This window comes from Cupriavidus laharis, assembly GCF_914271435.1.
Classification (GTDB): domain Bacteria; phylum Pseudomonadota; class Gammaproteobacteria; order Burkholderiales; family Burkholderiaceae; genus Cupriavidus; species Cupriavidus laharis.
The window spans coordinates 154,808-166,942 of the sequence record NZ_CAJZAI010000010.1; the positions used below are offsets into that span (position 1 = coordinate 154,808).

A 12,135-nucleotide genomic window follows, 5' to 3' on the forward strand; every position below is an offset into this window, starting at 1 on the left:
GCCGGGTGCCCGGACCCTGACTGAATACTGGAGTCGATATGTTCCAACTCATGCGCCGCCACCCCGCCTGGACCACCGCCATTGCCGGCGGCCTGGCGGCAGCAGGCTTTGCCCTGCACGCCATGGCGGCGGGCGAACCCGGCCCCGATCGCATCAAGGAATCCCTGCAGAAGATGCTGGGCAGCCGCGCCGAGGTGAAGAGCGTGACCAAGACCCCGGTGCCGGGGCTGTTCGAGGTCAACGTCGGCGGGCAGGTCGTCTACACCGACGCCAGTGGCCGCTACGTGATCAATGGCGAACTGATCGATACCAAGACCGGCACCAACCTGACCGAAGAGCGCATGGCGGACATCAACCGCATCAAGTGGTCCGACCTGCCGCTGGCGCGCGCCATCAAGTGGACGAAGGGTGACGGCAGCCGCCAGATCGCCGTGTTCTCCGATCCGAACTGCGGGTACTGCAAGCGCATCGAGCAGACCTTCCAGCAAATGGACAACATCACGGTCTACACCTTCCTGTATCCGGTGCTGTCGCCCGATTCGGAAACCAAGGCGAAGCAGGTCTGGTGCGCCGCCGACCGCACCAAGGCCTGGCGCGACTGGATGCTGAGCAGGGTGGCCCTGACCGGCAATGGCAATTGCAAGACACCGGTCGACGACAACCTCGCGCTCGGCCAGAGCATGAACATCACGGGCACGCCGGCCGTTTTCTTCATGGACGGCACGCGCATCCCGGGTGCGGCTGATGCCGGCACGCTCGAACGCAAGTTCGCCAGCATCAAGAAGTAAGGCGCGGCCGGCTGTGTCCCGGCCCGAGCAGGCGGCCGGACCCAGTCCGGCCGTTTTGCATTCCGGGCCATCCCCGGATCATCCCTTCACGGCAGATCGCCCGGCAGGGCGGCACAGGAGACTTCCATGACGTTCCAGGCATTGCTGCTGACCCAGGCCGACGGCGCGACCCAGGCCAACATCGCCACGCTGGACGAGGCACAACTGCCCGCCGATGGCGATGTGCTGGTCGCGGTGGACTATTCCACCATCAACTTCAAGGACGGGCTGGCCATCACCGGCCGCTCGCCGGTGGTGCGCAAGTGGCCGATGGTGGCCGGTATCGATGGTGCCGGTACGGTGCTGGAGTCGTCCCACCCGCGCTGGAAGGCCGGCGACAAGGTCATCCTGAACGGCTATGGCGTGGGTGAAACGCACTGGGGCTGCCTGGCGCAGCGCGCGCGCCTGAAGGGCGACTGGCTGGTGCGCTTGCCCGATGCCTTCACCACGCGCCAGGCCATGGCGATCGGCACGGCGGGCTATACGGCCATGCTGTCGGTGCTGGGACTGGAGCGCGGCGGCGTGAATGGGCCAGTGCGGCCCGGCGACGGCGACGTGCTGGTCACCGGCGCTTCCGGCGGCGTGGGCACGGTGGCGATCGCGATCCTCGGCAAGCTCGGTTATCGCGTGGTGGCTTCCACCGGCAAGCGGAACGAAGCGGACTTCCTCAAGGCGCTCGGCGCGGCGGAGGTCATCGACCGCGCGGAACTGTCCGCGCCAGGCAAGCCGCTGCAGAAGGAACGCTGGGCCGCCGTGGTGGACGCGGTCGGCTCGCACACGCTGGTCAACGCCTGCGCGCAGGTGCGCTACGGCGGCGTGGTCACGGCATGCGGGCTCGCGCAGGGCATGGATTTCCCGGCGTCCGTGGCGCCGTTCATCCTGCGCGGCGTGACGCTGGCCGGCATCGACAGCGTGATGGCAGCCATGGCCTTGCGCGAGCAGGCCTGGGCGCGGCTGGCCACGGACCTGGAGCCGGATCGCCTGAATGCCATCACGCGCGAGATCGGACTGGGCGAGGCCATCGACGCTGGCCGCAGCATCGTCGAAGGTGGTCTGCGCGGACGCACCGTGGTCAACGTCAACCGCACCTGATCGCACCTGAGCGTGCGACAGCCTCGGCGGATCACGCCGAATGACGAACGATACAATCATGCCCATGACGCCGATCCGCTATGCCATCGCCCCGCTTCAGCCCGAAGCGCATCTCTTCGCCGTCACCGTCACGGTGACTTCGCCCGATCCCGCCGGCCAGCGCTTCTTCCTGCCGGCATGGATTCCGGGCAGCTACATGATTCGCGACTTCGCGCGCCATATCGTGCGCATCCGTGCCGATGCGGGCGGCAAGCCGGTGGCGCTGGCCAAGCTCGACAAGCAGAGCTGGCAGGCGGCGCCGGTCGACGCATCCGCCGGTCCGCTTACGCTGAGCTATGAAGTCTATGCCTGGGATTTGTCGGTGCGCGCCGCGCATCTCGACACAACCCACGGCTTTTTCAACGGCAGTTCGGTCTTCCTGTGCGTGGACGGGCAAGAGGATCAGCCTTGCACGGTGGACATCCATCCGCCTGCCGGCGAGACCTACCGCAACTGGCGAGTGGCCACCGCGATGCGCGAGGCCTCGGGGGGCGAGGGCGCCAAGCGCTATGGCTTCGGCCGCTTCCAGGTCGCCGGCTACGACGAACTGGTCGACCACCCGGTCGAAATGGGCGATTTCCTCATGGCCAGCTTCCGCGCATGCGGCGCCCAGCATGACGTGGTGTTCACGGGCCGCGTGCCGCAGCTCGACATCGACCGCGTCTGCCGCGACCTCAAGAAGATCTGCGAGGCCCAGATCCGCCTGTTCGAACCGCGCAGCGCGCGCGCCCCGTTCCTCGACAGCAATCGCCGCTATGTCTTCATGACGATGGTGACCACCGACGGCTATGGCGGCCTGGAGCACCGTGCCAGCACCGCGCTGATGTGCGCGCGCTCGGACCTGCCGGTGCGCGGCGACAGCGAGACCAGCGAGGGCTACCGCACCTTCCTGGGCCTGTGCAGCCATGAGTATTTCCACACCTGGAACGTCAAGCGCATCAAGCCCGCGGCGTTCGTGCCGTACCGGCTGCAGGAGGAAACCTACACGCCGCTGCTGTGGCTGTTCGAGGGCGTCACGAGCTACTACGACGACCTGGTGCTGGTGCGTTCGGGCTGCGTGACAGATACGCAGTACGTCGAGATGCTGGCCAAGACCTGGAACGGTGTGCTGCGTGGCAATGGCCGCACCAAGCAAAGCGTGGCGGAAAGCTCGTTCGATGCGTGGACCAAGTATTACCGGCAGGATGAGAACGCACCGAATGCCATCGTCAGCTACTACACCAAGGGCTCGCTGGTGGCGCTCACGCTCGACCTGACCATCCGCGACAAGTCCGGCGGGCGGCGTTCGCTCGATGACGTGATGCGCGCGCTGTGGCAGCGCTACGGGCGCGACTTCTATGCGCCGGATGCCGTGCAGCGCGGTGTCACCGAGGCCGAAGTCCATGCGCTGTTCGACGAGGTCACGGGCCTGCGTCTGGGCGCGCTGCTGCGCTCGCTGACAGAAGGCACCGGCGAGCTGCCGCTCGCGCCACTGTTCAAGCGCTTCGGCGTCAAGGCCGAGGCGCAGAAGCCGGCCCGCACCGCGGCGCTGGGCATCAAGACCAAGACCGACGACGGCTGGGTGCGCGTGACCCAGGTGCTCGACGGCGGTGCGGCGCAGGCCGGGGGGGTATCCGCCGGCGACCTGCTCGCCGCGGTCGACGGCCTGCGTGTGGCGCCCGGCCAGTTCGACAAGCTGCTCGCGCGCTACCGCGCCGGCGACGCGGTCACGCTGCACGTGTTCCGGCGCGACGAACTGCATGTGCTGCCGCTCACGCTCGCGCGCGAACCTGCGGCACAGTACAAGCTGAGCCTCGACAGCGGCCGCCACGCATCGCGCACGCGCTGGCTGGGCCGCTGAAGTCCGCTTCGCCCGCAGCATCTCCGTCAGCCTGACCCAGCCACGCGTCCATGCAATACGCGCACGATCCCCGCACCTTCGTCTATTCGCACTATGTCTACCGTGGCCTGCGCTCGGCCACGGGCGTGATCGGCGCCACGCTGATCGCGCTGCAGTTCGCGGACCTGCCCACGGCGATGGTGGTGTCGATGGGTGCGCTGTGCACCAGCTTGATGGACCTGCCCAGCCCGGTGAGCCACAAGTTCAACGAGATGCTCGCCAGCGTGCTGCTGTGCGGCGCCGTCACGCTGGTGGTGGCGCTTGCCACGCCGTTCCCGCGCGTGATGCCGTTCGTCCTGGTGCTGGTCACCTTCATGGCCGGCATGATGACGGTGTACGGCAACAAGACGCTGCCGCTGCAGTTTTCCACGCTGTTCGTGATGACGCTGACCATCAACGAGGACTTCGTGGTGCGCCGCGCGCTCGAGCATACGGCGCTGTTCATCCTTGGTGCGGTGGCCTATCTCGCGTACGCGATGCTCGTGAGCTGGGTGACCGAGCGCCGGACCAAGCAGCAGATCCTGGCCGAGTCGCTGTACGAGATGGCGAGCTACCTCGAGGTCAAGGCCGGCTTCTACGATGCGGGCAACGACTACGAGGCCCAGTTCAACCAGCTCGTGCGCCAGCAGATCATCGTGGCCGAGCGCCAGCAGGCCGCGCGCGACCTCGTTCTGCGCGGCAACCGCACGCCGCATGACGGGCTGCTGGTGCAGGTTCACCTGCGCATGCTCGACCTGTACGAGTACATCCTGTCGACCAACACCGACTATCCGCTGCTGCGCCAGACCTTCGGCGGCACGCCGGTGCTGGACCACCTGCGCGGGCTGGTGATGCTGATGTGCAAGGACGTCGAGGAGATCGCCTACGAGGTCACGCGCGGGCGTCCGTCCTACGCCGCCGTCGACTACCGCGACGGCCTGCGCGCGGTGGAGCGCGAAATCGCCCAACTGCGCCACCACCACATTCCGCTGGCGGCAATGACGGCGCTGGCCGAGACGCTGGACATGATCCGCGGCGCCATCACGCTGATCGGGCAGTTGCATGAAGCCTCGCGCACGCCTGTCGAGCCGGCCAAGGTGCTGCCCGGCGCGGACATGACGCCGTTCCTGACGCGCCAGAAGTATGAGCTTGGCGTGCTGCGCGACAACCTGAAGTGGCGTTCGCCCGCGTTCCGCTTCGCGCTGCGGATCTCGATGGCGGTGGCGCTCGGGCTGTGGCTGGCGGACCACCTGCCGTACGCTTCGCATGGATACTGGATCCTGCTGACCATCATCGTCATCCTGAAGCCCAACTTCAGCATGACCAAGCAGCGCTACAACGACCGCGTGATCGGTACGCTGATCGGCTGCATCATTTCCGTGGGCATCCTGAAGGTGTTCCACGAGCCGCTGGTCCTGCTTGGTTTCCTGTTCCTGGCGCTGGTGGCGAGCGCGGCGTTCTCGACCATCAAGTACCGCTATACGGCGATCGCGGCGTGCGTGCAGGTGCTCATCCAGATCAACCTGCTGATGCCGAATACGCAGAATGCCGCAGGCGAGCGGCTGGTCGATACGGTGATCGGCGGCATCATCGCCTCGCTGTTCAGCTTCGTGCTGCCTAGCTGGGAATACCGCGCGATTCCGAAGCTCGTGGAGAACGTGCTGCAGGCCAACCGCCGCTATATCGCGGCCACGCGCGACCTGCTGCTGCGCCGAGCCAAGGATGATTTTGCCTACCGCGTGCAGCGCAAGCAGTTCATGGACGCACTGTCGGCATTGATCGGCTCGTTCCAGCGCATGCTCGACGAGCCCAAGAGCCGGCACCGCGCGGTGGATAACCTGAACCGCTTCATCGTGCAGAACTACCTGGTGGCGGCGCACGTGGCGGCGGCGCGCATCCAGGTGCGCCAGCATTATGCGGAACTCGATCTTCCCGCGGCGGAAGCTGCGATCGAACAGGCTACCGACGCTGCCAATCGCAGCCTGCAACTCGCGATCGAACGGCTGGCTGCGGACGACCGCGCGGGCAGTCGCGGTGCCGGATTTATCCGCTCCGGGGAACAGATGGCAAGCGCAGGCGGCCCTTCGCTGGAAGGTTCACTGCAGGAAGGTCCGTCGCCTGAACATGCCGATGACCGGCGTGCCCGGCTGGCCGATTCGGCCGACCGGCGCCGTGCCGATGAACTCGCACATGCCGCGGCAGCAGGGGAATCCGTTCATGAACCCGGCCCAACGGCCAGCTCCACCGGCCGCTCCGCCAACGCCGTGCTGGAGCGCAGGCTGCGCGCGCTGCGCGAGGATGCCGCCAAGATCGCGCTGCGCACGGGCGCGATCGGGCGGGCGATGCGGATGCGGGACTGAGGAAGAACTCGCTAAGTACCAGCGGCAGGATTCGGCGCGCAACCGTTCTATTCGCCTGCTTGCCCCGCCGCTGTTTGCTCCTCCCTCGGCAACGTCAACATCCCGCTGTTATAGCTGTACTCATACACCTCGCCGTGGCGTCCCCAGTCGATCGCCACGGACAGCACGCGCTCTGCCTCCTCGGGCTTGAGGAACGCTTCCAGTTCGCGCAGCACCTGCTCCTCGCCGACTTCGCCGTCTTCCGACGCTTCCAGTTCGCGCCGGATGTGCGCGGCCAGCGCGACATTCGCCAGCAGCTGCCGCCCGAACATTGCCTTGCGCTCGTTCGGCTCGGCCACGTAGTACTCTCGGCCCACTTCGGTGGTGGTGATGTCACCGCGCTCGATATGCGCAAGCCGCAGCAGCTGCAAGGCTTCGCAGGCTGGCAGCAGGTCGTCGTCGGTCAGCCCGGCCTCGTCGGCCAGGTGCGGCAGGTCTGCACGGCCGTGGAACGGCGGCTCGGACAGCAGGTCGAGAATGGCCTCCATCTGGCTGATGTCCACATCCGGCAGCCGGTAGCCGATCTGGCGCGAGGGCGCCAGGGCCGGCGCGCGCGGCTCGGGCGCCGCCGGCGAGGTCATCAGCATATAGACCTCGTCGATCAGCGCGCGCACCTGGGCGGCGTCGCGGTTGCGCGGGCGCGGGAACGGCACGCGCACTTCGGCGCGGATGCGCCCCGGATCGCTCGACAGGATGACGATGCGGTCGGCCATCATCACCGCTTCCTCGATATTGTGCGAAACGATCAGGATGCTCCGGATATTGGCACGGCCGCTTTCCCACAGGTCCAGCATCTCGTCGCGCAGCGTTTCGCCGGTAAGTACGTCCAGCGCGGAGAACGCCTCGTCCATCAGCAGCAGGTCGGGCTGGGTCACGAGCGCGCGTGCGATACCCACGCGCTGGCGCATGCCGCCGGACAGCTCGCGCGGCAGGGCGCCGTTGAAGCCAGACAGGCCGATCATGTCGATGGCCGCCTCGGCGCGGCGCGCGCGCTCGGCCTTGGGCACGCCCTGGGCTTCCAGCCCAAGCTCCACGTTCTGCTGCACCGTCAGCCACGGGAACAGCGCGAACGACTGGAACACCATGGCGATGCCTTCCGCCGTGCCGGCCAGCCGCTTGCCGCGGAACCGCACCTCGCCGCGGTCGGCGCCGACCAGTCCGGCCATGATGCGCAACAGTGTCGACTTGCCGGAGCCGGATTTGCCGAGCATGGCCACGATCTCGCCTTCGCGCAGCGTCAGGTCGACGCCCTCCAGCACGGCGCGGTCGCTCTGGCTGGCGGTGCGGAACATCTTGGAGACGCCGCACAGTTCGATCACGGCCGGCGCCGTGACGGCGTGGTTCAGGTTTTCTGCCATCGTTGCCTTACAAGCGGGTGCGCTCCTGCGCGAGTTGATACAGGCGGTTCCACAGCAACCGGTTGAAGCCGACCACGAACAGCGCCATCACGCCGATGCCCAGCGCGATGCGCGGGAAGTCGCCGCGCGCGGTGGTTTCGGCGATATAGCTGCCAAGCCCCGTGGCCACCAGCGTGCGGTCGCCCCAGGTGACGTATTCCGCCACGATGCTGGCATTCCACGAGCCGCCGGCCGCCGTCACCAGCCCGGTCAGCAGGCTCGGGAACACTGCGGGGATCAGGAAGCGCTTCCACAGCAGCCAGCCGCGCAGGCCGAAATTGCGCGCGGCCAGCTTGAGTTCGGTGGGGATGCCCGAGGCGCCGGCCACCACATTGAACAGGATGTACCACTGCGTGCCGAAGATCAGCAGCGGGCTGAGCCAGATTTCCGGGTTCAGGCCGAAGCGCACGATCAGCATGACCACCAGCGGGAACATCAGGTTGGCAGGGAAAGCAGCCAGGAACTGCGCCACCGGCTGCGCAATGCGCGCCACCGACGGGTTCAGGCCGATGCGGATGCCGATCGGCACCCAGATCACGGCCGCCAGCGCGATCAGCAGGATCACGCGCACCATGGTCAGCGTGCCGAGCCAAAGCACATGGCCGACTTCGGCCCAGCCGACCTCGCTGTGCACGAAGTACATCACGCGGCCCAGCGCGGCCAGCGCCACCAGCAGGATGACTGCGTTGCCGGCGCGTTCGCGCCATTGCATGCGGTGCGGATCGGGATTGGCCGGGGCGCGGCCTTGCCGGCGCGCGCCCCACGCCAGCGTGCGCTCAGCCAGCGCCGCGGTGCGCGCCAGCAGGGCCCGTACCCATTCCGAGCGGCGCAGCAGGTCGAGCAGCCACGACTCGGGCTCCTTGTCCTGCACCAGCGTCTCGAAGCGGAAGCGGTCGGCCCATGCCACCAGCGGGCGGAACAGGAGCTGGTCATACAGCAGGATGCCGACCAGCATCGCCACGATCGCCCAGCCGATGGCGGCCAGGTCCTGCTGCTGGATGGCCAGCGCGATATAGGAGCCGATGCCCGGCAGCCGGATGTCGTGGCCGGACACCGAGATGGCTTCCGACGCGACCACGAAGAACCAGCCGCCCGACATCGACATCATCATGTTCCACAGCAGTCCCGGCATGGCGAACGGCACTTCCAGCCGCCAGAAGCGCTGCCACGGCGACAGGCGGAACATCGCCGCCGCCTCCAGCAGGTCGCCCGGGATGGTGCGGAAGGACTGGTACAGGCTGAAGGCCATGTTCCACGCCTGCGAGGTGAAGATCGCGAAGATCGCCGCGCATTCCACGCCGATCAGGTTGCCCGGGAACAGCGCGATGAAGCCGGTCACGGTGATCGACAGGAAGCCCAGCACCGGGATCGATTGCAGGATGTCCAGCGCCGGCACCAGCACCTTCTCGGCCGTGCGGTTCTTGGACGCCAGCGCCGCGAACGCGAGCGAGAACACCAGCGACGCCGCCAGTGCCGCGAGCATGCGGATGCTGGTGCGCATCAGGTAATAGGGCAGGTAGGCGATGTCGAGGTGGACCGTCATCGGCTCGCCGGGCACGAACGGCGCGTTCATCTGCCGTGCCGCGAACGCCACCATGACGATGATTGCGAGGAGGATCGGCAGCAGCGCGAAATCGAAGCGGTTGGGCGGTGCGGTCAGCAGCTGGCTGTCATAGCCGGGCGCTGGCTTGGCCGGATTGTCGTTGGCGGGCTGCTGCATCATGGCGATTGGTGGGCTGGCGCGGCCGGCATGGCGGTGACCGGCGGCGGAACGGGCGGCTCGTGGATGGGGCGAGGTCGATGGCTGGGGTGCAGCTGACATCACGCTTTGTGGGCGCGCATTCTCTGGTAACGCCTGGGACAGCGGTCTAGTTTACGTCTTGTGGGTGACGTGCCGATGTAGCGGGCCGGTCGACAAGCGACCAACAAGGAGCATGCCATGGAAACCTGGCACATGACGGTGCATGGGCGCGTGCAGGGCGTGGGCTACCGCGCGGCCTGCGCGCAGGCGGCCATTTCACTCGGACTCAAAGGCTGGGTGCGCAACCGGTCCGACGGCACGGTCGAAGTCATGGCTTTCGGCACGGTGCTGCAATTGGAGGCCCTGCGCAACTGGATGCAGTCAGGACCGCCGGCCGCGCATGTGACGCATGTCGATGTGGAGCCAGGGCAGGGGAAGTTCGAGGAGTTCGATCTGCGGCCTACGGCTTAGCGGCAGGCTCCGGTTCCCCCCTCTCCCGCGGGCCGGAGAGGGGAGAACCGATGAGATCGCCTCAGGCTGCCAGCCAGTCGATCGGAGAGCGCCTGTGCGCCTCGAGCCACCGGTTGGCCTCGCGGAAATGTCCGCAGCCAAGGAAGCCGCGGTGCGCCGATAGCGGCGACGGGTGCGGGGCTTCGAGCACGCAGTGGCTGTCCGTGAGCAGCGGCTTTTTGGCCTGCGCATGGCTGCCCCACAGCAGGAACACGAGGTTCGGGTGGCTCACGGCCAGTGCGTGGATCAGGCAATCGGTCACGGCCTCCCAGCCGCGCCGCGCGTGGCTGGCGGCCTGGCCCTGTTCCACGGTCAGCACGGTGTTCAGCAGTAGCACGCCCTGGCGCGCCCAGCCTTCCAGGTTGCCGGAGGCGCGCGCCGCCGGGCTGTCGCCATACTCGGCTGCAATTTCCTTGAAGATGTTACGCAGGCTCGGCGGCACCTTGATGCCGTCCGGCACCGAGAACGCCAGGCCATGCGCTTGCGGCAGTTCCACGCCACCGACCACGCCGGTGCCGTGGTACGGGTCTTGCCCGAGGATGACAACCTTGACCGCATCGGGAGGCGTCAGGTGCAGTGCATGGAAGACGTCGTGCGGGAAGACCGGCTTGCCGGCGGCGCGCTCGGCGTCGACGAAGGCGGCCAGTTCCCGCCAGGCGTGCGTCGTCAGGCAGGGTGCCAGCAGCTCGCGCCAGGCGGCGGGCAGGGCGTCGGCCTGGGCTTGCAGCTCCGCGGCTGCGGAGCGTGGCGTTGCGGTGTCGGTCTCAGGGGCGAACAGATCGGCTTGCATGCGTACGGATTGGCGCTGGATTTGACTGACGGGGGAAGGATCAGGCTTTGGCAACGCCGGCCAGCCGGTAGCCGCGCGCGGCCTTGCTCAGATCGGACGGCGTCAGCGGGGCAACGGCCTGCAGGCGCGCACCGAGCGTGCGCAGGGTCTCGGCCGCCCGGCTTTCATCGCCCGACAGCCATTCCAGCTCCAGTTCCTGGATGCGTTCCTGCGCGTGGGTGGCCGGTGCGGTGATGGCGCCGTTGTCGAGTGCCGCTTCGACGCGCGCGCCATCGTGTTCCAGGATCCAGATGCGGCGGGTAAAGTCGGTGCGGAAGACCGGGGCGAGCCGGTCGGCAAGTGGTGCGAGCAAGGTCCGGGCTTCGTCAGGCAACCTTTGCAGCTCGATAGCTTCGCCTGCCACCTCTGTTTCCCACTCGTGCCGGCTGGCCAGGCCGGCCTGGCTCTGCCCGGCGGTCTTCAGCGTCTGCAGCCACTGGGCGCCCTTGCGGCGCAGGCGCAGCGCGGCGCGCGCGCGGGCCAGGTCGCGTTCGGGCGTATCGAGGTAGACGTTGAGCAGCGTGACCTCACCTTTCGCCTCGCCGTTGGCGTCGAGCCAGGCGGCAAGCGGCACCAGCGCAGCATCGGGAACGGCGAGCTTCAGCTCGATTTCCTGTGCCATTGGCTTACGCGAACAGCCGCGCCAGTTCCACACCCGGGTCCGGCGCCCGCATGAACGCTTCGCCGACCAGGAACGCATGCACATCGGCATCGCGCATACGCTTCACGTCGTTCGGGCCCAGGATGCCGGATTCTGTCACCACGAGGCGATCGGCCGGCATGCTTGGCAGCAGGTCCAGCGTGTTGTCGAGCGAGACTTCGAACGTACGCAGGTTGCGGTTGTTGACGCCCAGCAGCGGCGTCTTCAGGCGCAGCGCGCGGTCGAGTTCGTCACCGCCGTGGACCTCCACAAGCACGTCCATGCCAAGCTCGTGCGCGCACGCTTCCAGGTCGGCCATCAGGCCCGGGTCGAGCGCGGCGACGATCAGCAGGATGCAGTCCGCGCCCCAGGTGCGCGCTTCATAGACCTGGTACAGGTCGACCATGAAGTCCTTGCGCAGTGCGGGCAGCGGGCAGGCGCCGCGCGCGCGCTTCAGGTAGTCGGCATGACCCTGGAAGAAGTTCACGTCGGTCAGCACCGACAGGCAGGCGGCGCCGTGGCTGGCGTAGCTTTCGGCAATCGCCTCGGGCACGAAATTCTCGCGCAGCACGCCCTTGGACGGGGAGGCCTTCTTGACCTCGGCGATCACGCCGGCATGGCCGGCGGCGATCTTCTCGCGCAGCGCGCGCTCGAAGCCGCGCGGGGCGAAGCCGGCTTCGGTGCGCAGGGCCTCGGCCTCCGCGCGCAGGCTGGGCAGGTCGCGCTTCTTGCGCGCGGCAGCGACTTCGTCGGCCTTCACGGCCAGGATCTTTTGCAGGATGTCGGACATATTGGCACTCTTT

The 12,135-nt window shown here is 67.6% G+C and carries 10 protein-coding genes; 5 read left to right on the forward strand and 5 right to left on the reverse strand.

Annotated elements, in window-relative coordinates:
* The first annotated feature begins 38 nt into the window (after positions 1-38).
* From LDO29_RS19940 to LDO29_RS19955, 4 genes are all read left to right on the forward strand, one after another.
* Complete coding sequence (locus tag LDO29_RS19940) at positions 39-788, forward strand: DsbC family protein (protein ID WP_224081497.1); 750 nt, start codon at positions 39-41, stop codon at positions 786-788.
* A gap of 126 nt (positions 789-914) precedes the next feature.
* Positions 915-1,919 (forward strand): acrylyl-CoA reductase (NADPH), encoded by a 1,005-nt coding sequence (acuI, locus tag LDO29_RS19945; protein ID WP_224081498.1) that lies wholly within the window; start codon positions 915-917, stop codon positions 1,917-1,919.
* 64 nt (positions 1,920-1,983) lie between these two features.
* A complete protein-coding gene (locus LDO29_RS19950; protein ID WP_224081524.1) occupies positions 1,984-3,798 on the forward strand; it encodes a M61 family metallopeptidase in 1,815 nt (604 codons plus the stop codon).
* Positions 3,799-3,848: 50 nt separating this feature from the next.
* Entirely contained in the window at positions 3,849-6,176 is a 2,328-nt protein-coding gene (locus tag LDO29_RS19955) for an FUSC family protein (RefSeq protein WP_224081499.1), read from the forward strand.
* 47 nt (positions 6,177-6,223) lie between these two features.
* Here LDO29_RS19955 and LDO29_RS19960 read toward each other — a convergent pair whose 3' ends face one another.
* Positions 6,224-7,573: an ABC transporter ATP-binding protein gene (locus tag LDO29_RS19960; RefSeq protein WP_224081500.1), complete on the reverse strand. Its 1,350-nt coding sequence runs from the start codon at positions 7,571-7,573 to the stop codon at positions 6,224-6,226.
* A gap of 7 nt (positions 7,574-7,580) precedes the next feature.
* Positions 7,581-9,332: an ABC transporter permease gene (locus LDO29_RS19965; protein WP_224081525.1), complete on the reverse strand. Its 1,752-nt coding sequence runs from the start codon at positions 9,330-9,332 to the stop codon at positions 7,581-7,583.
* A 219-nt stretch (positions 9,333-9,551) separates the two neighbouring features.
* On the opposite strand from LDO29_RS19965, the gene LDO29_RS19970 reads away from it, so the two are divergent.
* Positions 9,552-9,824 (forward strand): acylphosphatase, encoded by a 273-nt coding sequence (locus tag LDO29_RS19970; protein WP_224081501.1) that lies wholly within the window; start codon positions 9,552-9,554, stop codon positions 9,822-9,824.
* Between the two features lie 61 nt (positions 9,825-9,885).
* Here LDO29_RS19970 and LDO29_RS19975 read toward each other — a convergent pair whose 3' ends face one another.
* Genes LDO29_RS19975 through trpC form a run of 3 tightly spaced genes read right to left on the reverse strand, consistent with a single transcriptional unit; the run spans position 9,886 to position 12,122 of the window.
* On the reverse strand, positions 9,886-10,653 hold the full coding sequence (locus LDO29_RS19975) for a uracil-DNA glycosylase (protein WP_224081502.1): 768 nt from the start codon (positions 10,651-10,653) through the stop codon (positions 9,886-9,888).
* 40 nt (positions 10,654-10,693) lie between these two features.
* Positions 10,694-11,314, reverse strand: coding sequence for a CYTH domain-containing protein (locus LDO29_RS19980; RefSeq protein WP_224081503.1), 621 nt, complete (start codon positions 11,312-11,314; stop codon positions 10,694-10,696).
* Positions 11,315-11,318: 4 nt separating this feature from the next.
* Entirely contained in the window at positions 11,319-12,122 is an 804-nt protein-coding gene (gene trpC, locus LDO29_RS19985) for an indole-3-glycerol phosphate synthase TrpC (RefSeq protein ID WP_224081504.1), read from the reverse strand.
* Between the last annotated feature and the right edge of the window lie 13 nt (positions 12,123-12,135).

Coding starts and splice junctions, on each gene's coding strand:
- LDO29_RS19940 (WP_224081497.1), top strand. CDS start 39: ATGTTCCAACTCATGCGCCGCCACCCCGCCTGGACCACCGCCATTGCC.
- acuI (WP_224081498.1), top strand. CDS start 915: ATGACGTTCCAGGCATTGCTGCTGACCCAGGCCGACGGCGCGACCCAG.
- LDO29_RS19950 (WP_224081524.1), top strand. CDS start 1,984: ATGACGCCGATCCGCTATGCCATCGCCCCGCTTCAGCCCGAAGCGCAT.
- LDO29_RS19955 (WP_224081499.1), top strand. CDS start 3,849: ATGCAATACGCGCACGATCCCCGCACCTTCGTCTATTCGCACTATGTC.
- LDO29_RS19960 (WP_224081500.1), bottom strand. CDS start 7,573: ATGGCAGAAAACCTGAACCACGCCGTCACGGCGCCGGCCGTGATCGAA.
- LDO29_RS19965 (WP_224081525.1), bottom strand. CDS start 9,332: ATGCAGCAGCCCGCCAACGACAATCCGGCCAAGCCAGCGCCCGGCTAT.
- LDO29_RS19970 (WP_224081501.1), top strand. CDS start 9,552: ATGGAAACCTGGCACATGACGGTGCATGGGCGCGTGCAGGGCGTGGGC.
- LDO29_RS19975 (WP_224081502.1), bottom strand. CDS start 10,653: ATGCAAGCCGATCTGTTCGCCCCTGAGACCGACACCGCAACGCCACGC.
- LDO29_RS19980 (WP_224081503.1), bottom strand. CDS start 11,314: ATGGCACAGGAAATCGAGCTGAAGCTCGCCGTTCCCGATGCTGCGCTG.
- trpC (WP_224081504.1), bottom strand. CDS start 12,122: ATGTCCGACATCCTGCAAAAGATCCTGGCCGTGAAGGCCGACGAAGTC.